The 21,095-nt window shown below is 65.2% G+C and carries 20 protein-coding genes and 1 tRNA gene; 10 read left to right on the top strand and 11 right to left on the bottom strand.

The genetic code is table 11. The features are described 5' to 3' along the window. On the top strand, window positions 1–2,004 hold the full coding sequence (locus AB7G19_RS22785) for an acetyl/propionyl/methylcrotonyl-CoA carboxylase subunit alpha (protein ID WP_283016381.1): 2,004 nt from the start codon (window positions 1–3) through the stop codon (window positions 2,002–2,004). A 1-nt stretch (window position 2,005) separates the two neighbouring features. Beyond that, the gene (locus AB7G19_RS22780) at window positions 2,006–2,917 is read left to right on the top strand and encodes a hydroxymethylglutaryl-CoA lyase (protein ID WP_283016382.1); all 912 of its coding nucleotides are present in this window, start codon (window positions 2,006–2,008) and stop codon (window positions 2,915–2,917) included. A 108-nt stretch (window positions 2,918–3,025) separates the two neighbouring features. On the opposite strand, the gene AB7G19_RS22775 is transcribed toward AB7G19_RS22780, so the two are convergent. The 4 genes from AB7G19_RS22775 to AB7G19_RS22760 all read right to left on the bottom strand — a co-directional run bounded on the left by AB7G19_RS22775 (window position 3,026) and on the right by AB7G19_RS22760 (window position 6,907). After that, complete coding sequence (locus tag AB7G19_RS22775) at window positions 3,026–3,952, bottom strand: dihydrodipicolinate synthase family protein (RefSeq protein WP_166096502.1); 927 nt, start codon at window positions 3,950–3,952, stop codon at window positions 3,026–3,028. 73 nt (window positions 3,953–4,025) lie between these two features. Continuing rightward, window positions 4,026–5,009 carry a TRAP transporter substrate-binding protein gene (locus AB7G19_RS22770; protein ID WP_283016383.1) on the bottom strand — a complete coding sequence of 328 codons (984 nt, stop codon included), beginning with the start codon at window positions 5,007–5,009 and terminating at the stop codon, window positions 4,026–4,028. A 24-nt stretch (window positions 5,010–5,033) separates the two neighbouring features. Then, entirely contained in the window at window positions 5,034–6,299 is a 1,266-nt protein-coding gene (locus tag AB7G19_RS22765; protein WP_063983439.1) for a TRAP transporter large permease, read from the bottom strand. Next, a complete protein-coding gene (locus AB7G19_RS22760) occupies window positions 6,299–6,907 on the bottom strand; it encodes a TRAP transporter small permease (protein WP_283018865.1) in 609 nt (202 codons plus the stop codon). Before AB7G19_RS22760 ends, AB7G19_RS22765 begins: the two co-directional genes overlap by 1 nt. Window positions 6,908–7,138: 231 nt before the next feature. On the opposite strand from AB7G19_RS22760, the gene AB7G19_RS22755 reads away from it, so the two are divergent. Continuing rightward, window positions 7,139–7,831: a GntR family transcriptional regulator gene (locus AB7G19_RS22755; protein ID WP_071914159.1), complete on the top strand. Its 693-nt coding sequence runs from the start codon at window positions 7,139–7,141 to the stop codon at window positions 7,829–7,831. 126 nt (window positions 7,832–7,957) lie between these two features. Here AB7G19_RS22755 and AB7G19_RS22750 read toward each other — a convergent pair whose 3' ends face one another. The 3 genes from AB7G19_RS22750 to AB7G19_RS22740 are packed head-to-tail and all read right to left on the bottom strand — an operon-like array spanning window position 7,958 to window position 10,886. Then, on the bottom strand, window positions 7,958–9,316 hold the full coding sequence (locus AB7G19_RS22750) for a TRAP transporter large permease (protein WP_063983437.1): 1,359 nt from the start codon (window positions 9,314–9,316) through the stop codon (window positions 7,958–7,960). Continuing rightward, complete coding sequence (locus AB7G19_RS22745; protein ID WP_063983436.1) at window positions 9,313–9,867, bottom strand: TRAP transporter small permease; 555 nt, start codon at window positions 9,865–9,867, stop codon at window positions 9,313–9,315. Before AB7G19_RS22745 ends, AB7G19_RS22750 begins: the two co-directional genes overlap by 4 nt. Then, window positions 9,864–10,886 carry a TRAP transporter substrate-binding protein gene (locus AB7G19_RS22740; protein WP_063983435.1) on the bottom strand — a complete coding sequence of 341 codons (1,023 nt, stop codon included), beginning with the start codon at window positions 10,884–10,886 and terminating at the stop codon, window positions 9,864–9,866. Before AB7G19_RS22740 ends, AB7G19_RS22745 begins: the two co-directional genes overlap by 4 nt. A 297-nt stretch (window positions 10,887–11,183) precedes the next feature. Here AB7G19_RS22740 and AB7G19_RS22735 point away from each other — a divergent pair, with 297 nt between their 5' ends. After that, window positions 11,184–11,426 carry a pentapeptide MXKDX repeat protein gene (locus tag AB7G19_RS22735; RefSeq protein WP_354131290.1) on the top strand — a complete coding sequence of 81 codons (243 nt, stop codon included), beginning with the start codon at window positions 11,184–11,186 and terminating at the stop codon, window positions 11,424–11,426. 116 nt (window positions 11,427–11,542) lie between these two features. On the opposite strand, the gene AB7G19_RS22730 is transcribed toward AB7G19_RS22735, so the two are convergent. Beyond that, window positions 11,543–11,890: a DUF6481 family protein gene (locus AB7G19_RS22730; protein ID WP_071914157.1), complete on the bottom strand. Its 348-nt coding sequence runs from the start codon at window positions 11,888–11,890 to the stop codon at window positions 11,543–11,545. A 263-nt stretch (window positions 11,891–12,153) separates the two neighbouring features. On the opposite strand from AB7G19_RS22730, the gene AB7G19_RS22725 reads away from it, so the two are divergent. The 3 genes from AB7G19_RS22725 to AB7G19_RS22715 all read left to right on the top strand — a co-directional run bounded on the left by AB7G19_RS22725 (window position 12,154) and on the right by AB7G19_RS22715 (window position 13,632). Further along, entirely contained in the window at window positions 12,154–12,381 is a 228-nt protein-coding gene (locus AB7G19_RS22725; protein WP_028150973.1) for a hypothetical protein, read from the top strand. A gap of 70 nt (window positions 12,382–12,451) precedes the next feature. After that, on the top strand, window positions 12,452–12,676 hold the full coding sequence (locus AB7G19_RS22720; protein ID WP_166096504.1) for a hypothetical protein: 225 nt from the start codon (window positions 12,452–12,454) through the stop codon (window positions 12,674–12,676). A 173-nt stretch (window positions 12,677–12,849) separates the two neighbouring features. Beyond that, window positions 12,850–13,632, top strand: coding sequence for a hypothetical protein (locus AB7G19_RS22715; RefSeq protein ID WP_247310434.1), 783 nt, complete (start codon window positions 12,850–12,852; stop codon window positions 13,630–13,632). 100 nt (window positions 13,633–13,732) lie between these two features. Here AB7G19_RS22715 and AB7G19_RS22710 read toward each other — a convergent pair whose 3' ends face one another. Continuing rightward, window positions 13,733–13,891 carry a hypothetical protein gene (locus AB7G19_RS22710; RefSeq protein WP_028161343.1) on the bottom strand — a complete coding sequence of 53 codons (159 nt, stop codon included), beginning with the start codon at window positions 13,889–13,891 and terminating at the stop codon, window positions 13,733–13,735. A 608-nt stretch (window positions 13,892–14,499) separates the two neighbouring features. Between AB7G19_RS22710 and AB7G19_RS22705 the strand changes: the two genes are divergently transcribed. Then, the gene (locus tag AB7G19_RS22705) at window positions 14,500–14,718 is read left to right on the top strand and encodes a hypothetical protein (RefSeq protein WP_063983431.1); all 219 of its coding nucleotides are present in this window, start codon (window positions 14,500–14,502) and stop codon (window positions 14,716–14,718) included. A 147-nt stretch (window positions 14,719–14,865) separates the two neighbouring features. On the opposite strand, the gene AB7G19_RS22700 is transcribed toward AB7G19_RS22705, so the two are convergent. Both AB7G19_RS22700 and AB7G19_RS22695 read right to left on the bottom strand, forming a co-directional pair. Next, window positions 14,866–15,120 carry a hypothetical protein gene (locus AB7G19_RS22700; protein WP_354123820.1) on the bottom strand — a complete coding sequence of 85 codons (255 nt, stop codon included), beginning with the start codon at window positions 15,118–15,120 and terminating at the stop codon, window positions 14,866–14,868. A 276-nt stretch (window positions 15,121–15,396) separates the two neighbouring features. Next, window positions 15,397–15,473 (bottom strand) — tRNA-Arg (locus tag AB7G19_RS22695). A gap of 163 nt (window positions 15,474–15,636) precedes the next feature. Between AB7G19_RS22695 and AB7G19_RS22690 the strand changes: the two genes are divergently transcribed. Beyond that, the gene (locus AB7G19_RS22690; RefSeq protein ID WP_155795229.1) at window positions 15,637–15,879 is read left to right on the top strand and encodes a hypothetical protein; all 243 of its coding nucleotides are present in this window, start codon (window positions 15,637–15,639) and stop codon (window positions 15,877–15,879) included. Continuing rightward, window positions 15,876–21,080, top strand: a complete 5,205-nt coding sequence (locus AB7G19_RS22685; protein ID WP_354123819.1) for an alpha-2-macroglobulin family protein — start codon at window positions 15,876–15,878, stop codon at window positions 21,078–21,080. The genes AB7G19_RS22690 and AB7G19_RS22685 overlap by 4 nt, the downstream gene beginning before the upstream one ends. Window positions 21,081–21,095 lie beyond the last annotated feature (15 nt).

Genomic DNA, 21,095 nt, shown 5'->3' with positions numbered 1-21,095 from the left:
ATGGACCGTTCAATGCTCTACCGGCGTTTTCGCACGCTCCTGATCGCCAACCGCGGCGAGATCGCCTGCCGCGTCATCCGCACCGCGCGAGCCATGGGCCTGCGCACGGTCGCGGTCTATTCCGAGGCCGACCGCGACGCGATGCATGTCGCGCTCGCGGATGAAGCCGTGCTGCTCGGTCCGGCGCGGGCGCGCGACAGCTACCTCAGTGCCGAGCGGCTGATCGAGGCCGCGCGCAAGACCGGCGCCGAGGCCGTGCATCCCGGCTACGGCTTCCTGTCCGAAAATGCCGAGTTCGCGCGGGCGTGCCTGGAGGCGGGCCTGGTGTTCGTCGGCCCGACCGCCGCGATGATGACGGCGATGGGCTCGAAGTCCGGCTCCAAGGCGCTGATGGAGAAGGCCGGCGTGCCGCTGGTGCCCGGCTATCACGGCGAGGCCCAGGACGATGCGACGCTTTCGAAGGCCGCGGACAAGATCGGCTTTCCCATCCTGGTGAAGGCGTCCGCCGGCGGCGGCGGCCGCGGCATGCGCATCGTTCGCTCGGCGGATGAGCTTGGACCGGCGATTGTCAGCGCCAAGCGCGAGGCCAAGGCCGCGTTCGGCGACGACCGCATGCTGATCGAAAAATATGTCGACAATCCCCGTCACATCGAGGTGCAGATCATCGGCGACAGCCACGGCAATCTGCTGTCGCTGTTCGAGCGCGAATGCACGCTGCAGCGCCGGCACCAGAAGGTGATCGAGGAGGCACCGTCGCCGACGCTCAATCCAGCCCAGCGCGAGACCGTCTGCGCCGCCGCGCGAAAGGCGGCCGGCGCGGTCAACTATGTCGGTGCCGGCACGATCGAGTTCGTCTCCGACGGCAAGGACGTGTTCTTCATCGAGATGAACACGCGTCTCCAGGTCGAGCATCCCGTGACCGAGTTGATCACCGGCATCGATCTGGTCGAATGGCAGCTGCGCGTCGCATTCGGCGAGGCGCTGCCGCTGAAACAGGACGAGCTCCGGCTCAATGGCCACGCGGTCGAGGCGCGCGTTTACGCGGAAAATCCGACCAAGAACTTCATGCCGTCGGTCGGGAGGATCTCGACCTGGCGCTTGCCGGCGGAAACCGGCGGCCTGCGCATCGACGCCGGCTATCGCGAAGGCGATACGGTCTCGCCCTATTACGATGCGATGCTCGCAAAAATGATCGCGTGGGCGCCGACGCGGGACGTCGCGATCGAACGGCTGAACCGCGGGCTGCAAGAATCCGACGTCCGCGGCATCGTCACCAACATCCCGTTCCTGTCGGCGCTGATGACGCATCCGAAGGTGCGGTCCAATGCGATCGACACCGGCTTCATCGAGCGCGAGCTGGCGGTGCTGACGCAGGCCCCGCCGGCGCCCGGCGAGCTCGAGCTGTGCGCGGCAGTCGCCGCTGTTATCAACGACGAGCGGCAGGCCGCGCAAGACGAGGCGAGTTCGCCCTGGCAGACCTTCGGCTGGATGCCGGTCGGTCGCCGCCAGCGCAGCTTTGCCTTCCGAGTCGGCCATGGACCTGAACAGAAGATCACGCTGAACTATGGCAGCGGGCCGTCGACGCTGGTGACCGGCGAGCGCGAATTGGCGTTCACGATCGCGCCGCGTGACGGCTGCTTCGATCTGACGCTCGATGGCGTCAAATCGCAGGTCGCAGCCGTGATCGACGGTCACGAGCTGTATTTGCGCACACGCAACGGCCGCTTCGACCTGCATTGGGTCGATCCGTTCGGCGGCGAGAGCGAAGAGCATGTCGGCGAGGACAAGATCGCGGCGCCCCTGCCGGGCACGGTCGTCGCCGTGCTGGCCGAGGAGGGCGCCAAGCTCGACAAGGGCGCGCCGATCCTCACCCTGGAAGTGATGAAGATGGAGCAGACGCTGCGCGCTCCCTACGCCGGCGTGCTGAAATCGATCAAATGCAAGGTCGGAGACATCGTCCAGGAGGGCGTCGAGCTCGCCGTGGTCGAGCCATCGGGAGAGTGAGATGAGCGATCCCGTCCGCATCATCGAAATGGGGCCGCGCGACGGCCTCCAGAACGAGAAGACGCCCGTCAGCGTCGAGGCCCGCATCGCCTTCGTCGAGGCGCTCGTAGCCGCTGGCCTCACCACGGTCGAGGTCGGCGCCTTCGTCTCGCCCAAGGCGATCCCGCAAATGGCGAGCTCGGACGCCGTGCTGCGCGGCGTCCGCCACGTCAAGGGTGCCGAATTCCACGTGCTGGTGCCGAACGAGAAGGGCTATGACGCCGCGCGCACTGCCGGCGCGCAAGTCGTCTCCGTGTTCGCGGCGGCCTCGGAAGGGTTTTCGCGCGCCAATATCAACTGCACGGTCGCGGAGTCCATCGAGCGCTTCAAGCCGGTGCTGGCGCGCGCCAAGGCTGATGGCGTCAGAGTCCGCGGCTATATCTCCTGCGTGCTGGGCTGTCCGTTCGACGGCGAGATCAAGCCAAAGGCGGTCGCCGATCTCGCCAACACGCTGTGGGAGCTCGGCTGCTACGAGATCTCGCTCGGCGACACCATCGGTGTCGGCACGCCTGATAAGGCCAAGGAGATGCTGCGCGCGGTTAGCGCCAATATCCCGCCAACAAAACTCGCGATGCATTTCCACGACACCTACGGCCAGGCGCTCGCCAATCTCTATGCCGGCCTGGAGGAGGGCGTCCGCGTCATCGATTCCGCCGCCGGCGGCCTCGGCGGCTGCCCCTATGCGCCGGGCGCGACGGGCAATGTCGCGACCGAGGACGTGGTCTACATGCTCGAAGGCATGGGCGTCAGGACCGGTGTCGACATGGACAAGCTGCTGGCGGCCACGAACGAGATGAGCGGCGTGCTGGGCAAGCCGCCTGTGAGCCGCGTAGCCTCCGCGCTGAACGCGAAGAAGAAGCGGGCTGCTTCCTAGCTTCGTATGGTGGGCAAAGGCGCGTAGCGCCGTGCCCACCATCTCTCCGCGACCGAATTTGCGAATGGTGGGCACGCTTCCGCTTTGCCCACCCTACGAGACCTTCGCCTACGCCGCCTTCAGCCCGACATCCGGCAGGCGCGGCCGGTTCTTGAGCGCCTTCGCCATCATCGCCTCGACCTCGGCCTTTTCCTGCGGCAGCAGCGCGAGGCGGGGCGGGCGGGTCAGCGCGGTGCCGCGGCCCATGATGTGCTCGCACAGCTTGATGCACTGGACGAGGTCGGGGCGTGCGTCGAGGTGCAGCAGCGGCATGAACCATTCGTAGATCGGCATGGCCTCGGCGAAGCGGCCGGCCTTGGCAAGGCGAAACAGCGTCTCGCCCTCGCGCGGGAAGGCGTTGGACATGCCGGAGACCCAGCCCACCGCGCCCATGGCGATGCTCTCGACGATGACGTCGTCGAGCCCTGCGAACAGCACGAAGCGGTCGCCGACCATATTCCTGGTGTCGATGAAGCGCCGCGTGTCGCCCGAGGAATCCTTGAAGCAGACCACGGTCTCGACGTCGACGAGCGAGGCCAGGATGTCGGGGGTGACGTCGTTCTTGTAGATCGGCGGGTTGTTGTAGAGCATCACCGGCAGGTCGGTCGCGCTGGCAACCGCGCGGAAATGTGCGGCGGTCTCGTGCGGTTTCGACGAATAGACCAGCGCCGGCATCACCATCACGCCGTCGATGCCGACGCGCGCGGCTTCCTTGGCGGTTTCGACCGCAAAGGCGGTGGTGAATTCGGCGATGCCGCATAGCACGGGCACGCGGCCGGCCGCGACGGATTTCGCCGTCTCCATGATCGCGACCTTCTCCTTGCGCTCCAGCGAGGTGTTCTCGCCGACCGAGCCGCAGACGATCAGACCGGAGACGCCGTCGCGGATCAACCCGTCCATGACCTTGGCGGTGGCGTCGATGTCGAGCGAGAGATCATCGTGGAATTGCGTGGTGACGGCCGGGAAGACGCCTTCCCAGGAAACGCGGCGGCTCATGATGTGACTCCAAGTGAGTTTGCCGGCGGGGGGCTGGATCCGCCGGCTGTGGTGAAGAGGATGGCGAATGGGATCAGAGCGTCGCGCCGACCTTGCGCAGCTCGGCGAGAACAGGTGCCTTGGGCAGCCAGATCTTGTCGAACTCGGCGATGACAGCCTCGGTGTCGCCGGGCGGGACCTGGCGGATCGGGATCGGCGCGTTCTTGAAATTCTCGATCAGCGCGGGCTCGTTGGAGGCCAACTCGTCGATCTGCGCGTCCAGCGTCGACTTCACCGTCTTGGCAATCAGCTCGCGGTCGGCTGCGGGGAGCGTCTGCCAGACCCGGCCGGAAACGACCGCGGCCATCGGCATGAAGACGGCGTTCATCTGCAGGATCACTTTGGAGACCTTGTCGAAGCGCTGGTTCCAGGAGAATTCGAGATCGGCCTCGAGGCCATCGACCTGGCCGTTGGCCATCGCGTCGAACACCTGCGGCGTCGGGATCGGCGTCGGTGCGGCACCGAGCGAGGAATAGAAGTCGCGATAGACCGGCGTCGGGTTGATGCGCAGCTTCATGCCCTTGATGTCGGCGAGCGAGTTCAGGTCCTTCGAGGAGAACACCGCGCGCATGCCGGTGATGCCCCAGCCGAGGCCGATGGTGCCGGTCTCCTGCGGCAGCACATCGAACAGCTTCACCGCCGCCGGATGCCGCACGAATTTCGCGACCGCAGGCGTCGAGCGGACGATGTAGGGCGCATTGATCGCGGCGATGTGTGGCACGCGCGAGCCGAGCTCGGCGGCCTGGATGAAGCCCATGTCGAGCGCGCCGGACTGCAATTGCTGCATCATCGCGGGCTCGTTGCCGAGCTGGCCGGAATGGAACACGGTCAGGGTGAGCCGGCCGTTGGTGGCCCCCTTGAGCTCGTCGCCGAACTTGAGCGCCGCCTTGTTCCAGGAATGGCCGTTCGGCGTGATCAGGCCGAGGCGGAATTCCTTGGCCTGGGCGAGCGCCAGCGAGGGCGCGAACACCGAGGCGGCGGCACTGGCGGCGAGAAAGCGGCGGCGTGAAAGCGGCATGGTCGGGCTTCCTTTTGAACGGGCCTATTTGATGAGGATCAGCGAGAGCGAGGGGTAGAGCGAGAGCAGCACCAGCAGGACGCAGGAGATGACGAAGAACGGCAGCGTCACCATGAACATCTTGCCCGGCTTGGCGCCGGTGACGGCGGCCGCGACGAAGAAGCAAAGCCCGACCGGCGGCGACAGCAGGCCGAGCACGAGGTTGATCACCACCACAACGCCGAAATGCCGGGGATCGATATGGTAGACGTCGGTTGCGACAGGCAGGAGGATCGGCACCGTCATGATCAGGCCGGGAATGCCGTCGATGACAGTGCCGATGATCAGCAGGATGACGTTACAGATCAGCATGAAGCTGACCGGGTCCTTGGCGGCGGACTGGATCCAGCCGGCGGTTTCCTGCGGCACCTTGCCGAAGATCAGCACCCAGGAGAACACCGCCGCGGCCGCGACCAGGAACAGCACGATCGCCGAATAGATGGCGCTGCGCAGCATCATCTGCGGCAACTGCGAGAATTCGAATTCCCTGGTCCAGTATTTCCCGACGAGTGCGGCGGCGACCGCGCCGACGGCCGCGGATTCCGTCGCATTGGCGAGGCCGCTGAGGATGGTGCCGACGATGACGATCGGGATCAGCAGGGTGGGTGACGTCCGCAGGATCGTCATGACGCGCTGGCGCGGCGTCTGATAATCGGCACGGGGATAGTTGTAGACATATCCCATCAGCGCGATGACGAGGCAGAACATCACCGTGAGGATCACGCCCGGCACGATGCCGGCGATCAGCATGTCGCTGACCGAGACCTGCGCGAGCACGCTGTAGACGACGAACATCACCGACGGCGGAATGATCGGCCCGAGCATGCCGCCATAGGCGGTCAATCCCGCCGCGAAGGTCTTGTCGTAGCCCTTCTTCTCCATCTCCGGGACCATGATCTGCGCCATGATCGCGACCTGCGCGGTGGCGGATCCCAGGATCGAGGAGATGAACATGTTGGCGAGGATGTTGACGTAGGCGAGCCCGCCCTTGAGTGAGCCGACGAAGGCCATCGCCATGTCGACGATGCGCCGCGTGATGCCGCCGCCGTTCATGATCTCGCCGATCAGGATGAAGAGCGGAATGGCGATCAGACCGTAGCTGTCGACGCCGCCGAACAGCTGGAGCGGATAGGACTGGAACAGCACCGGATTGCCGGATGCTGCGATGTAGACGAGGCCGGCGAGGCACAGGCAGAGGCCGATCGGCACGCCGACCAGCATGATCGCGACGAAGGCGGCTGACGTGATCATCAGTTGACCCCGTCGAGCTCGGAGAGCGCAAAGCCCTTCGGCGGCGTGCGCGGGACCAGTTCGAGATCTTCCAGCAGGTTGGCGAGGCCGTGGATGGTCATCGAGACCGCGAAGATCGGCAGCGTCAAATAGAGCACCCAGGTCGGCCAGTTCAGCGTCTGGGTATGCTCGGTGTAGAGAAAGTTGAAGGTCTCAGCCGCGAGCTTGCGCCCGTCGAAGCCGGCGCGCGCGAGACCAATCGGGTCCATCCAGAGCATGCAGGTCACGATCAGTGCGATTCCGAACGCGACGACCATGCCGGTCGAGATCACCTTTGCGATCTTCTGGTGCCGTGGCGAAAGACGCTCCGTCAGCATGGTGACCGCGAAATCGAGCCGCAGCCGCGTCATCGCGGAGGCGCCGACAAAGGTCAGCCAGACCACGCAATAGACGGCGGATTCATCGATCCAGTAGATCGGGAAGCGCGCGTAACGGGTGACGACGTTCACCAGGATCAGGCCGGTGAGCAGGTACATCAGGCCCATCAGCGCGACGCGCTCGACGGCGAGCAGGGCACTGGACGCGCGGACGACCATGTGTCGAACGCTGAGTGCGCGCGTGGCCGGCATCGTCTGCTCGATCATGAAAGAGGCCCCGACCCCTGAGAAATCTCGTGCTATCGGCAAATGTATAATTTATACATTTTGCGTGTCAAACGGAGATTGCGGTCATTTCGGCGGCAGGACGCGCTTTTGCTGGGCACTGGCTTTTGCCGGGCCCCACACTTTTGTTGGGCCCCTCAACATGCAAGAGAGAGACCGCTTCGGCCGGATGAGTCGGGAAGGACAACAGAAGGTCAGATGAAACAGCCTCTGAAGCATCGCACCCTGTCGGCCGCGATCGTCGACCAGCTCAGGCAGGCGATCCTCGACGGCACCTATCCGGCCGGATCGCAGCTACGGCAGGACGCACTTGGCGAGGCCTATGGCGTCAGCCGCATCCCGGTGCGCGAAGCGCTGTTCCAGCTCGAAGCCGAAGGCCTGGTGCGCATCGTCCCGCAGAAGGGCGCGATCGTCTCGGAGCTGTCGCTGGACGAGATCAACGATGTGTTCGACCTGCGCGGAATCCTGGAGCCACGCCTCCTGGCGCAATCGGCGCCGCGTTTCACCGCCGATGATTTCAGCGGGCTCGATGACATCCACAAGAGCTTCGAGAAGGCGATCAAGGCGCGTAACGTCAGCGAATGGGGCCAGCTCAACGCCGATTTTCACATGGCACTCTACGTTCACGCCCCGCAGCCGCGTACGCGCGCGATCGTGCTGTCACTGCTCCAGACCAGCGACCGCTACACGCGCCTGCAGCTCTCCAACACCAAGGCGATGGGGACCGCCGAAAAGGAGCACGCCCATCTGATCGCGCTCTGCCGCGCGCAGAAGGTCGAGGAGGCCTGCCGGTTCCTGGAGCGGCACATCGAGGCCGTGCGCAAGGATTTGTTGCAGGTGGTGGCCGGCAGCACGATCGCGCCGAAGGCACGGCGGAAGGATAAATCGTAGAGATCTTAGGGTTGGCTCGTAGGGTGGGCAAAGCGAAGCGTGCCCACCACTTTTATCGGGATCGAGGAGAGATGGTGGGCACGGCGCTGCGCGCCTTTGCCCACCCTACGGCAATTGCGATTGCCTCTACCTGCTCCCGTCCGGCCCCATCACAAGGTCCGGCAGGCCGGTCGAAATTCCCGGGAAGAAGCACAGCAGCAGCACCGCGAGCATCATCAGCAGCACGAAGGGCAGGGTGCCCCAGATCACCTCGCGCAGGGGAATGTCCGGCGCGACGTTGCGGATGACGAAGATGTTGAGGCCGACCGGCGGATGGATCAGCCCCATCTCCATCACGATGGTCATGACTACGCCGAACCAGATGATGTCGAAATTGGCGGCGCGGAGCGGCGGCAGGATGATCGGCGCGGTCATGAGAATAATGGAGACCGGCGGCAGGAAGAAGCCGAGCACGACGACCATGACGAGGATCGCGAACAGCAGCTCCCAGCGCGGCAGGTGCATCGCGACGATGGATTCGGCGACCGATTGCGAGATGTGCAGATAGCTCATCACGTAGGAATAGAGCAGCGACATGCCGATGATCATCATCAGCATGGTCGATTCCCGGATCGTCGACTTCAAGATCGGGGCGAGGTCGCTCGGCCGCCACACGCTGTAGATCGCCGCGATCAGCGCCAGCGCGAGCAGGCCGCCGAGGCCGGCGGTTTCCGACGGCGTCGCGTAGCCGCCATAGAGCGCGATCATGACGCCGGTGAGCAGCAGCACGAAGGGGATTACACGCGGTAGCACGCTGAAGCGTTCGGCCAGCGTGTATTCGTCGCGGGCCAGGATCGCAGCCTCCGGCCCGCCTTTCTCAAAGATCGCCTGCGCCGCGGCATATTCCTGGCGGAAGCGGATCACCGCATAGGCGCCGAACAGCGACACCAGCAGCAGGCCGGGCCCGATGCCGGCGAGGAAGAGACGGCCGAGCGATTTTTCCGCGGCGACCGCGAACAGGATCATCGTGATCGAGGGCGGCAGCAGAATGCCGAGCGTGCCGCCGGCCGCGATGATGCCGGCGGCAAATCCGCCGGAATAGCCGCGCTTGCGCATCTCGGGGATGCCGGCCGATCCGATCGCCGAGCAGGTCGCGGGGCTGGAGCCCGCCATCGCCGCAAACAGCGCACAGGCGAACACATTGGCGACGCCGAGGCCGCCGGGGACGCGATGCAGCCAGGCATGCAGGGCCGAATAGAGATCCTGGCCGGCGCGCGATTTGCCGATGGCGGCGCCCTTCAGGATGAAGAGCGGGATCGACAGCAGCGTGATCGAGGCCATTTCTTCGTAGACGTTCTGCGTCACCGTATCCAGGGACGCGGCCGGCATGTAGATGCCCATGAACACGACCGCGACCGCGCCGAGCGCGAACGCGATCGGCATGCCTGAGAACATCACGACCAGCGTCGCGATACCGTAGGCGAGGCCGATACCGAAAACGCTCATGGACGCCTGGCTCCTGCGAAAGGCAGCGCAAGCTGCACGAGGATCTGGATGCAGAGCAGGCTCATCCCGAGCGCCATCAGCGAATAGGGAATGGCGAGCGGCGGCGACCACATCGAGTTTGAGACCTGACCGTCGACATAGGCTTCATGGGTCAGCGTCCAGGACTTCCAGGCGAAAAAGGCGCAGAACAGGAACGTCGCGGCATCGACCAACCAGAGCCTGATCCGGTTCGCGAGCGGTGACAGCAGGCCGACAAAGGCCTCGATGCCGATATGGCCGCGGTTCTGCTGCACATAGGCCGCCGTCATGAAGGTGGCGCCGACCAAGAGGAATACGGCGGCCTCGTCCTGCCAGTAATTGGCGGCCTTGAACAGAGCGCGGCTGAGCACGCTGTAGCTCAGGATGGCGCAGGCCGCGATCAGCGCGATCGCTGCGAACACGACGATGATGGTGTTGAGGACGGCGAGACCGCGATCGATCGCCGCCGCAAGGCCGGTCCCTGCGGCAGCGTTCGCCTGGTCGTCACGATCCGGAAGCGGACCGTGGCTCATGCGCCGACGTCGGAGGCGAGCTTGAGCAGGTTGGCGGCGGTCGCGGTCTTGGCGCCGTAATCCTTCCACGCGGTGTCGCGGGCGATGTCGCGCCATTTGCCGACGGTGGCGGCATCGAGCGCACTGACCTTGGCGCCGGCCTTCTCGTAGACCTTGGCGACCTCGACGTCGTCGTCCTGCGCGCCCTTGCGGCCGAAGGCTTCGAGCTCGGTGCCGACCGCGAGCAGGACGTCCTGCTGGTTCTTCGGCAGCTTGTCGAAAATCGCCTTCGACATCATCAGCGGCTCGAGCATGAACCAGTAGGAGGCACCCGCACCGGAGGTCAGCGACTTCGCGACCTCTTCGAGCCGGAACGAGATCAGGCTGGTCGAGGAGGTGATGCCGGCATCGCAGGCGCCGGTCTGCATCGCCGCGTAGATTTCGTTCGACGGCACCGAGAGCACCGAGGCGCCGGCGGTCTGGAGCACCATGTCCATTTCGCGCGAGCCGCCGCGCACCTTCATGCCCTTGGCATCTTCAGGAGCGACGATCGGCTTGGAGCGGCTGGCGACGCCGCCGGCCTGCCAAACCCAGGTGAGCAGGATGATGCCCTTGTCGGCGAGGAAGTCGGTCAGCGCCTTGCCGACCGGCGCCTTCTTCCAGCGCATGCCCTGGTCGTAGGTGGTCACGAGGCCCGGCATCAGGCCGATATTGGTCTCCGGTAGCTCACCACCGGCGTAAGGCATCGGATAGAGGCTGATGTCGAGCGCGCCCTTGCGCATCGCGGAGAACTGCGCGTTGGTCTTGATCAGCGAGGAGTTCGGATAGATTTCGGCGGCGATGTCGCCTTTGCTGCGCTTGGCGACTTCAGCCGCGAACATGCGGCAGAGCCGGTCGCGGAAGTCGCCCTTGTCGATGGTCCCTCCCGGGAATTGATGCGAGATCTTCAGCGTGGTCGCGGCATGCGCGGTACCAGTGCCGAAGCGAAGAATGGCGGGTGCGGCGACGGCGGTCGCGATCAGATGACGGCGCGTGAGCATGGTGTATCCCCTTGGACGGCCCTTGGCCGGTTCTTGTTTGGTGTGAGGTGGGCTGGGTCCTTGAGACCAGCGCATAGGTCCATCCTAGCCGGTCTCTCACCCAATATTCTCTCATCTGATAGTTCGAGACCGAATGCCGGGGCAAGTGCCGGTCTTGCTGCAGTGCACACGGAACATCCTCGCAGCCGGCCCGCAGAAATTTTGTCAGTGGGCGCGTAACAACGCCAGCGGGCAATCCGTCGAGATCAGATAGCGGCGTCCGTCGCTGACAAACACCATCTCGAAGGGAAATCACTCATGACCATTCGCACCCGCATCGTGCTCGGCGTCTCGGCTGCCACTCTGTCGCTTGGCCTCGCGCTGTCGCCGGCCGCTTTTGCCCAGGACAAGATGGGCAAGGACGACGGCATGATGAAGAAGGACACGATGTCCAAGGACGGCATGAAGAAGGACACCATGTCCAAGGACGACGGCATGAAGAAGGACCACATGTCGAAGGACGGGATGAAGAAAGACGACGGGATGATGAAGAAGAACTGATCTTCCGCCGTCGTCGCGCGCTTGGAAGTCCGAGGGCGGTCACATGGACCGCCCCCAGCGATGTTTGAGTTCAACTTCACTTGAACGCGACGTGAGTTGAACGTGACTTGCGAACGTTACTTCCGCTTAGCCTTTCGGGCAGCGTAGCGGGCATCGCGCTTGGCCTTTTGCTCGGCCTCGACTTCAGCCTGCTTGGCGATCGCTTCTTCCGCTTCGCGGGCGATACGCGCGGCTTCGGCCGCTGCAGCTTCTTCCGCAATACGCTTCTGCTCGGCCTTCTCGGCTTCGCGCGCGGCCTTTGCCTCTGCGCGCTTGGCCGCGAGCGCCTCGCGCTCAGCACGACGTGCCGCCACCGCCGGATCATCCAGCCCGGGCTGCGACTTGAATTTGTTCAAAAGATTTTTGCGCGCTTCCTGCGCCGCCTTTTGCCGGTCTGAAAACCCGGGTTCCCTAAATCCACTCACGGGCCTTGCCTTCCTCGCTTTCAATCCTACATCGGTGACTGTTGGTACGTCGGCTGGGCATAGCAGGCACCACGCGACGCAGAAGCGTGTACATCGGCGCGCGTCGCGAAGCCACCCATAATCGCAGCCGATCAGGTAGACGAAAAATCGCCACCCCCGACGATCTCTCGTAGCCCCGAAAAACTGCCGAATTGTGATGTCCTTCATAGAGGACCACACGGAGCGGCGCCTAGCGTCCGCCCGGTACGAGACGGAGCACGGGCATGATGATCTCAAGACTGAGCCCGAAGGCGCTCGCAATCGCCGTCGCGGTGGTCGCCTTGGCTGGCGTCGCACTGTTGCTCGCCCGCCCGAAGCCGATCGAAAGTGCCGTCCTCGGCGCGGATTGGGAATGCACCCAGACCGCATTCTTGCTGACGACCTGCGCACCGCGGGCCACACCGGCGGTCGAAACCTCGCGCAAGGATGCGATCCGGCAGACCCGGGGCTGAACGATCGACCGGGATGTGACGCGACGTCGCAGAGGTGGTAAAGCCGGCTCACCCCTGCGATCGGCCAGTCATGTCCAAGTCTGAGTCCAAGCCCGAACCGGGCAAAAAGCCCAAATCCCTCGCAAAACCTCAATCCGGCGACAACCGTCGCGGCGCGATTGCCGGATTGATCATCGCGCTCGTGATCCTCGGTGTCGGCTGGTGGCTCGCCCGCGATCTCACCGCGGCCAGCAAGATGCAGGACTGCCTGATGTCGGGGCGGACCAACTGCAATGTGATCGAGCCGGCGCGCTAGAACGGTTCCGCCGCGCCCCCAGGGCCGAAAATTGCCGTGATCTTAATCATTTGTAACGGGACTTAGCCGACCAAAGCAGGTCAGTTATGTCCGCCGGCATCAGCCAGGCGCGAGGCGAATCGTCTATCGCGCTAGGCACCACGGCAATCGCGAGAGTAGGGGGTCAAGCACGCATGAGTGCGTCCAGCCGCATGAAGATCATTATTCCCTTGGTTTCGGCCATGTCCCTTGTCGCGCTTTCGGCGCAGGCACAGGACTCATTGCCGCCAAGACCCCAGGCCCAGACGCCTGCGGGGCCCGGCGCGGGCGCGCCGCCCCAGAACAACCAGAACATGCGCAAGGGCCCCCCGCCGCAGCAGGCGGCCCGGCCCGCGCAACAGCCCGGCGGCCAGCCCCACGCCGGCGGCCCCGGTCCCGGCCCGCACGGAGCAGGCGGCCCGCCGCCCGGACGCAATTACGCCAGGGGCCCCGCACCGGAGCGCGACTGGGGCGGACACGCCTATCGCGGCAATCGCGCCTGGGATGGCGGGCGCTGGCGCCACGAGGTCCGCAACGGCCGCTCCGGCTGGTGGTGGGACGTCGGCGGCGTCTGGTACTATTATCCGCAGCGGATGGCCGGCCCGCCGGCCTACATCTCCGAGGATTACTTCGACGACATGCCGGTGGCCTATGCTCCGGCGCCGCCTCCCGTTGCCTACGAACCGCCGCCGCCTCCGCCACCGGCTGATCCCGGCGCAAGCGCACTTGGCGGCGCCATCGTCGGCGGCGTGCTGGGCGGCCTGATCTCGGGCAACGCCTCGGGCGCGGCCGCGGGTGCCGTGATCGGCGGCGCCACCGGCGCGATCGCCGGCGCCACGGCTGCCTCGCGGCCCGGCTATTATTTCGCCCAGGGCAATTGCTACTACCGCTATCCGAGCGGCCAGTATGTGCAGGCCGATCCTCGCGCGTGTTACTGAGGCTTCAGGCAAGGTCTGAAACAAGGAGGCGGGCGCAGGCCCGCCTCTTTTTGTCTGGGCAACGTATTGCTTGCTGAAGCGATACTGATCGCTTCGCGCGTCACACCAGCCAGTTGAAGAACGCGATCGCGGCCCAGACCAGGCCTGCGATCCAGGCCAGCATCACGATACCGATGGTGGCAAGAAACGTGGCGCCGAACAGGTCGGGCCTTGCGCGTCGCGTTGGGACGTGAGCCTCGGCTGCTGCTTCCTGTGTCATGATGGACCACCCATGCCCTCTCGCGGTGGTGCGAGCGGTTGAGTTCTGTTTAGCCGAGACGCCGGTTGCAGGCTGTGACGCACTTCACAGATGCGTCAGGGTGGGTTCGGACGACGCGAAGCCACCCCGCATTCATACGGACGAAATTGCCATCGGTCCGTCCATATCGGTCGGTTAGGTTCGGCCTCATGTGCCCCAAGTACGACCCACAGCACGAAGCCGAGGCGGCGATGAAGCGGGCCGCGGCGTCCGCCGACGGCGCCGACCGGCAGAGACTGATCCAACTGGCTCTGGCCTGGCATCAACTCGCCCGCGACCGGCGCGACGAGCAGACGGACTAATCGCATCCTCGGCGAGATCTCGCGTCAATGGCCGGCCGAGGTCGGGACGCTGGTTGGCCTGCATGAGAAAGCCCCGTGCTCGGGGGGACAAGCACGGGGCCCTTCAAAGCCGACCGGGGCTGGCGGGTCGGCACCACTCCATTTCGTTGCAGCCAACGTGCTGGTCGTGATCTCGTTCGCGGCGCTACGCATTTCGTCGCGCCGTGGTTCGCTGCGACTGACGTTGCGCGGTTAGGAACATCCGTTCCCCGTCGACGTTGGCCGGCTATGACAGACCCCGAATTGCGCGCGCAGTCTTTCGAGATCGCCTGGAAATATCTCGACCAATCCGGCCTGCTCACCGGTGAGCCCAATGATTCAGCCCGCTTCATCCTGAACAGGATCGACCGGTTGATGCTGCGCGGCGAGCGGCGCAGGCTGCTGCTGTCGAACGCCGCGATCGATGCGTACCGATTGCGGCCCGTGCTCGTGACCTCGGATGCATGAACGAACCGAGCCAGCGAAACGCGGCATTAATGAATGCGCGCTGCCGATTTTTGCGATGACGATTCGTGCTTTTGGAACGAAGCGGAGTCGGACCGTGAACAAAAGAAATGCCGCTTAGGCGTCGGCTGATCTGGTGCTGCGCCTGACTCAATCGATCGCCAGGCAGTGCTCCAGATGTGGCTCCGAGTCCGCCTTCTGGCGGCTTGGACGCGCCCAGGCCTGAATAGCGAAGGCGAGTTGATGCTGACTGGCCGCCGCGTCCGCAATGGAAGCCCGCGCCGTCTCGATGCGCCGTGTGATCACGCTGGAGTTCACGACGCCAGCGTCGATTGCCAAATACGACATCGCGATCACGGCAACCGCAGATGCGATAGTCATTCTCGTCCACTCGGTTGGCAGCATCGAATTCCCTATCGGGCGCACGTCGCCCGGCGCATAGATAGGGTTCGTCTGTCCGGTTCAAAGACCGGGGCGAGGGTACCCACGTATTCGTGAAGTAATGAGGATTGGTAACTGTGCGTCCGTCACGTCGATCAAGCGGCACCGAAATTCCGGCAGCGCGAATCGAAATCGTCCACGGGATCGACGAGAACAGCGAGGCTCTTGAAGACGTCTCCGGTGAGCGGGCGGCCGATACCGCAAGTCGGCTCTCATCGGCCTCGTCAATCCAGTGATGAATGGCGATCCCAGCAGGACTCGAACCTGCAACCCGCGGAGTAGAAATCCGCTACTCTATCCAGTTGAGCTATGGGACCGTCTTGAGGCCAGCCTTGGCTGCCGCCTGCCGGTCTTCTATCACGCCAGATATAAAAAATCCTCGACCCCGCCAAGTCTGAACCGAACCGTTTTCCTGAACGCCGCGACTAAGCGGAACGGTGGGGTGTCAGGGTGCCGGGTTGAGCGGCAGCGGACTGGACGATGGATTACATCGCCGGGAACGCTGGCCAGCTTCCGGGACACGGCCGCCGGTCGATCGGTCAGGTATGGCTGCGCCATCAGGACGGCGTGCGCGGTGATATCTCGATCGGTCTCCTCAGGGCTTGCCTTGTCATGGCGAATGCGACGATTTGCACCTTTGGTTCCATCGCCTTGAGTCGGTCACCTTTCCGCGCATTTCATGCTCACGCGGCGTTCGCCGCGATTTCCGGGAGTCCATTATGATCGGTCTTGTTCGCGCCGTCACACTCTGCGCCACGCTGGCGCTCGGCCTTAGCGCAGCGCTGGCCGCCGACAAAGCGTTCAAGCGCGACGACCTCGCCGATTCCGCGATCAAGCTGGAGGCCCAGATCAAGAGCGAGGCGGGGCCGGTCGCCAAGACCAGCGCGACGCTGCGCACCGACGCCGACGCCGCCTTCCGGCGCAATGATTTCCGCACCGGGCTGTCGGTGCTCGGCCAGATCGCCGCGACCACGCCGGAGGATACCGGCAACTGGCTGCGGCTCGCCAAGGTGATCTTCCAGATCTCGCCGAAGAGCTCTAGCGAGCAGACGTTCCTGCTGGAGCGGGCCTCGACCGCCGCCTACATCGCCTACCAGCGCGCCGGCAATCCGGGCGAGGAGGCGGATGCGCTCGCCGTGCTCGGCAAGTCGCTGGCCGAACGCAAGCTGTGGCGGCCGGCGCTGGATGCGCTGCGGCTGTCGCTCGACATGCGCGAGGTCGCCGACGTTCGCGGCCAATACGAGAAGATGCGCGACGAGCACGGCTTCCGGCTGCTCGACTATACCGTGGACTCGGATTCGGCGAGCCCGCGCGCCTGCTTCCAGTTCTCGGAGGAGCTGGCCAAGCGCACCGATTTCGCGCCGTACCTCGCGCTGGCGGGCCAGGACAAGCCGGCGCTATCGGCCGAAGGCAAGCAGCTCTGCGTCGACGGGCTGAAGCACGGCGAGCGCTACAACATCAATCTGCGCGCCGGCTTGCCGTCCACCGTGAAGGAGGGCCTGCCGAAATCGGCCGAGTTCAACGTCTATGTGCGCGACCGCAAGCCCTTCGTGCGCTTCACCAGCCGTGCCTATGTGCTGCCGCGGACCGGCCAGCGCGGCATTCCCGTGGTCAGCGTCAACACGCCCGCCGTCAACGTCAACGTCTTCCGGATCGGCGACCGCAACCTGATCAACACGGTGGTCGACAGCGATTTCCAGAAGACGCTGTCGCGCTACCAGCTCGCCGATCTCGGCGGCGAGCGTGGCGTCAAGGTCTGGACCGGCGAGCTCGCGACCGCGATGACGCTGAACCAGGACGTCACCACCGCATTCCCGGTCGACCAGGCGCTCGGCGAGCTCCAGCCCGGGGTCTACGTGATGACCGCCGCGGCCAAGGGGCCGGGCTCGGACGACGATTACCAGCTCGCGACGCAATGGTTCATCGTCTCAGACCTCGGGGTCACCGCCTATTCCGGCAATGACGGCATCCATGTCTTCGTGAACTCGCTGGCCTCGACCGATCCGGTCGGCAAGGCCGAGGTGCGGCTGGTCGCGCGCAACAACGAGATTTTGGCGACCCGCAAGACGGATGAGTCCGGCCATGTGCTGTTCGAGGCGGGGCTTGCGCGTGGCGAGGGCGGCCTGTCGCCGGCGATGCTGACTGTCACGGGCGAGAAGGCCGACTATGCTTTCCTGAGCCTGAAGACCTCGGCTTTCGACCTGTCCGACCGCGGCGTTTCGGGCCGGGCGGTGCCATCGGGCGCCGATGCCTTCGTCTACGCCGAGCGCGGCGTCTATCGCTCCAGCGAGACCGTCTATCTCACCGCGCTCTTGCGCGACGGGCAGGGCAATGCCATTGCCGGCGGGCCGCTGACGCTGGTGATCGAGCGCCCCGACGGCGTCGAATTCCGCCGCGCGGTGCTGGCCGACCAGGGCGCCGGCGGCCGTACGCTGTCCGTGCCGCTCAATTCGGCCGTCCCGACCGGGACCTGGCGGGTGCGTGCCTTCACCGATCCGAAGGGCTCGTCGGTCGGCGAAACCACCTTCATGGTCGAGGATTACGTTCCAGATCGGATCGAATTCGACTTGTCCGCCAAGGACAAGCTGATCAAAGCTAACGCTCCGGTGGAGCTCAAGGCGGATGGTCATTTCCTCTATGGAGCGCCGGCGTCGGGTCTCCAGCTCGAAGGCGACATGCTGGTCGCGCCCGCGAGCGAACGCCCGGGCTTTGCCGGCTACCAGTTCGGCGTCGCCGACGAGGAGACCACCTCGAACGAGCGCACGCCGCTGGAGAATTTGCCGGAAGCCGACGCCAACGGCGTTGCCACCTTCCCGGTGACGCTGGACAAGCAGCCCGCCTCGACGCGCCCGCAGGAAGCGCAGATCTTCGTTCGCATGGTCGAGACCGGCGGCCGTGCCGTCGAGCGCAAGATCGTGCTGCCGGTCGCGCCCGCCAACGCCATGATCGGCATCAAGCCGCTGTTCGGCGACAAGAACGTCGCCGAGGGCGACAAGGCCGAGTTCGACGTCGTGTTCGTCTCGCCCGAAGGTGAGAGGCTGCGCCGCGATGGCCTGCGCTACGAGCTCCTGAAGATGGAGTCGCGCTACCAGTGGTATCGCCAGAACAATTACTGGGAGTACGAGCCGGTCAAATCGACTTCGCGCGTTTCCGACGGCGACGTGACGATCGCGGCCGACAAGCCGTCGCGGATTTCGCTGGCACCGCAGCCCGGCCGCTATCGGCTCGATGTGAAGTCGAACGATGCCGACGGTCCGGTGACCTCGGTGCAGTTCGATGTCGGCTGGTATTCCGACGGCAGCGCCGACACGCCGGACCTGCTGGAGACCTCGATCGACAAGCCGCAATATGCCTCCGGCGACACCATGACGGTATCGGTGAACGTCCGCAGCGCCGGCAAGCTCACCGTCAATGTGCTCGGCGACCGCCTGCTGACGACGCAGACCATCGACGTCAAGGAAGGTACCGCGCAGGTGAGGCTGCCGGTCGGCAAGGACTGGGGCACCGGCGCCTATGTGGTGGCGACGCTGCGCCGGCCGCTCGATGCGGCTGCGCAACGCATGCCGGGCCGGGCGATCGGCCTGAAATGGTTCGGCATCGACAAGCAGACCCGCACGCTCCAGGTGAAGCTGACGCCGCCGGCACTGGTCCGGCCGAATGCGACGTTGAAGATCCCGGTCAAGCTCGACGGGCTCAATCCGGGCGAGGACGCCAAAATCGTCATCGCCGCGGTCGATGTCGGCATCCTCAACCTGACCAATTACAAGCCGCCGGCGCCGGACGATTACTATCTCGGCCAGCGCCGCCTGAGCGCGGAAATCCGCGATCTCTATGGGCAACTGATCGACGGCATGTCGGGCACGCGCGGACAGATCAAGTCCGGCGGCGATGCCGGCGCCGGCGAATTGCAGGGCTCTCCGCCCGCGCAAAAGCCGCTCGCGCTCTACTCGGGCATCGTCACGGTCGCCGCCGACGGCACCGCCGAAGTGAGCTTCGATATCCCCGAGTTCGCCGGCACCGCGCGCGTCATGGCGGTGGCGTGGACCGCCACGAAACTCGGCCGTGCCAACACGGATGTCGTGATCCGCGATCCCGTGGTGCTGACCACGACCTTGCCGCGCTTCCTGCTCAATGGCGACCACGGCACGGTCAACCTCGAGATCGACAATGTCGAGGGCCAGGCCGGCGACTACGTCATCAACGTGAAGACCGGCGGCCCGGTGAAGATGACCGGCAATCCCGCAACCACGGTCAAGCTCGCCGCCAAGCAGCGCAACGCGTTTACGCTCGCAATCGACGCGACGGCGGCGGGGCAGGCGACGCTCGACGTGGACATCAAGGGGCCGAACGGCCTTGCGCTGGCGCGTCACTATGCGCTCGACGTCAAGGCGGCGACACAGGTGCTGGCGCGGCGTTCGATCCGGACGCTGGCGAAGGGTGAAAGCCTGACGCTGACCTCGGACATGTTCTCCGATCTCGTCCCGGGCACCGGCAGCGTCTCGGTTTCGGCCAGCCTGTCGACGGCGCTCGACGCCGCAACGATCCTGAAGGCGCTCGACCGCTACCCCTATGGCTGCTCGGAACAGATCACGAGCCGTGCCTTGCCGTTGCTCTATGTCAATGAGCTCGCCGTCGGCGCGCATCTGGCCATGGACACCGAGGTCGACCAGCGCATCCGCGATGCGATCGAGCGGCTCCTGGCACGCCAGGGCTCCAACGGCTCGTTCGGCCTGTGGTCGGCCGGAGGCGACGACGCCTGGCTCGACGCCTACGTAACGGACTTCCTCACCCGCGCCCGCGAAAAAGGCTTTGCGGTGCCGGACGTGCTGTTCAAGAACGCGCTCGACCGTATCCGCAACTCGGTCGTGAACGGCAACGAGCCTGAGAAGGACGGCGGGCGCGATCTCGCCTACGGCCTCTACGTGCTCGCGCGTAACGGCGCTGCTCCGATCGGCGATCTGCGCTACCTCGCCGACACCAAGCTCGCCAACCTCGCAACGCCGATCGCGAAGTCGCAGCTTGCGGCGGCGCTCGCACTGGTCGGCGACCGCAACCGCGCGGAACGCGTCTACGGTGCCGCGCTCGACAGCCTTGCGCCAAAACCGGTGCTGGAGTTCGGCCGCACCGACTACGGCTCGCAGCTTCGCGATGCCGCCGCGCTGGTCTCGCTCGCCAGCGAAGGCAATGCGCCGAAGGCGACGCTGACGCAGGCGGTGTCGCGGGTCGAGACCGCGCGCGGTCTGACGCCCTACACTTCGACGCAGGAGAATGCGTGGCTGGTGCTGGCGGCGCGCGCGCTCGCCAAGGAGAACCTGTCGATGGACGTCGACGGCCAGCCGGTCAAGACCGCGCTGTACCGCAGCTACAAGGCCGTGACGCTGGAGGGCAAGCCACTGAAGATCACCAACACCGGCGATGCGCCGGTCCAGGCGGTGGTCTCGGTGTCGGGCTCGCCGGTCACGCCGGAGCCGGCTGCATCGAACGGCTTCAAGATCGAGCGCAATTACTTCACGCTCGACGGCAAGCCCGCCGACATCAGCAAGGTCAAGCAGAACCAGCGTTTCGCCGTGGTGCTGAAGATCACCGAGGCGAAGCCCGAGTACGGCCACATCATGGTGTCCGACTATCTGCCCGCGGGCCTCGAGATCGACAATCCGAAGCTGGTGTCGTCGGGCGACAGTGGCACGCTGGACTGGATCGAGGACGGCGAGGAGCCTGAAGATACCGAGTTCCGTGACGACCGCTTCACGGCGGCGGTCGATCGCGCCTCGGACTCCAAGTCGGTCTTCACCGTCGCCTACGTCGTGCGCGCGGTCTCGCCCGGCAAATACGTGCTGCCGCAGGCCTATGTCGAGGACATGTACAATCCCTCGCGCTACGGCCGGACCGGGACGGGTAACGTCGAGGTGCGGGCGGCGAAGTGAGTGGAGAGATGAGCG

The organism is Bradyrhizobium sp. 215_C5_N1_1, assembly GCF_052075935.1.
GTDB lineage: Bacteria > Pseudomonadota > Alphaproteobacteria > Rhizobiales > Xanthobacteraceae > Bradyrhizobium > Bradyrhizobium barranii.
This window is presented reverse-complemented; position numbering and strand designations above follow the sequence as displayed.

What these genes read in the sequence shown, in the direction of transcription:
- AB7G19_RS22740 (WP_063983435.1), bottom strand. Translation starts at nt 10,886, where the DNA reads ATGCTCACGCGCCGTCATCTGATCGCGACCGCCGTCGCCGCACCCGCC.
- AB7G19_RS22775 (WP_166096502.1), bottom strand. Translation starts at nt 3,952, where the DNA reads ATGAGCCGCCGCGTTTCCTGGGAAGGCGTCTTCCCGGCCGTCACCACG.
- AB7G19_RS22765 (WP_063983439.1), bottom strand. Translation starts at nt 6,299, where the DNA reads ATGATCACGTCAGCCGCCTTCGTCGCGATCATGCTGGTCGGCGTGCCG.
- AB7G19_RS22720 (WP_166096504.1), top strand. Translation starts at nt 12,452, where the DNA reads ATGTCCAAGTCTGAGTCCAAGCCCGAACCGGGCAAAAAGCCCAAATCC.
- AB7G19_RS22710 (WP_028161343.1), bottom strand. Translation starts at nt 13,891, where the DNA reads ATGACACAGGAAGCAGCAGCCGAGGCTCACGTCCCAACGCGACGCGCA.
- AB7G19_RS22780 (WP_283016382.1), top strand. Translation starts at nt 2,006, where the DNA reads ATGAGCGATCCCGTCCGCATCATCGAAATGGGGCCGCGCGACGGCCTC.
- AB7G19_RS22760 (WP_283018865.1), bottom strand. Translation starts at nt 6,907, where the DNA reads ATGCCGGCCACGCGCGCACTCAGCGTTCGACACATGGTCGTCCGCGCG.
- AB7G19_RS22705 (WP_063983431.1), top strand. Translation starts at nt 14,500, where the DNA reads ATGACAGACCCCGAATTGCGCGCGCAGTCTTTCGAGATCGCCTGGAAA.
- AB7G19_RS22735 (WP_354131290.1), top strand. Translation starts at nt 11,184, where the DNA reads ATGACCATTCGCACCCGCATCGTGCTCGGCGTCTCGGCTGCCACTCTG.
- AB7G19_RS22685 (WP_354123819.1), top strand. Translation starts at nt 15,876, where the DNA reads ATGATCGGTCTTGTTCGCGCCGTCACACTCTGCGCCACGCTGGCGCTC.
- AB7G19_RS22690 (WP_155795229.1), top strand. Translation starts at nt 15,637, where the DNA reads ATGGATTACATCGCCGGGAACGCTGGCCAGCTTCCGGGACACGGCCGC.
- AB7G19_RS22755 (WP_071914159.1), top strand. Translation starts at nt 7,139, where the DNA reads ATGAAACAGCCTCTGAAGCATCGCACCCTGTCGGCCGCGATCGTCGAC.
- AB7G19_RS22715 (WP_247310434.1), top strand. Translation starts at nt 12,850, where the DNA reads ATGAGTGCGTCCAGCCGCATGAAGATCATTATTCCCTTGGTTTCGGCC.
- AB7G19_RS22770 (WP_283016383.1), bottom strand. Translation starts at nt 5,009, where the DNA reads ATGCCGCTTTCACGCCGCCGCTTTCTCGCCGCCAGTGCCGCCGCCTCG.
- AB7G19_RS22750 (WP_063983437.1), bottom strand. Translation starts at nt 9,316, where the DNA reads ATGAGCGTTTTCGGTATCGGCCTCGCCTACGGTATCGCGACGCTGGTC.
- AB7G19_RS22700 (WP_354123820.1), bottom strand. Translation starts at nt 15,120, where the DNA reads ATGCTGCCAACCGAGTGGACGAGAATGACTATCGCATCTGCGGTTGCC.
- AB7G19_RS22785 (WP_283016381.1), top strand. Translation starts at nt 1, where the DNA reads ATGGACCGTTCAATGCTCTACCGGCGTTTTCGCACGCTCCTGATCGCC.
- AB7G19_RS22725 (WP_028150973.1), top strand. Translation starts at nt 12,154, where the DNA reads ATGATGATCTCAAGACTGAGCCCGAAGGCGCTCGCAATCGCCGTCGCG.
- AB7G19_RS22745 (WP_063983436.1), bottom strand. Translation starts at nt 9,867, where the DNA reads ATGAGCCACGGTCCGCTTCCGGATCGTGACGACCAGGCGAACGCTGCC.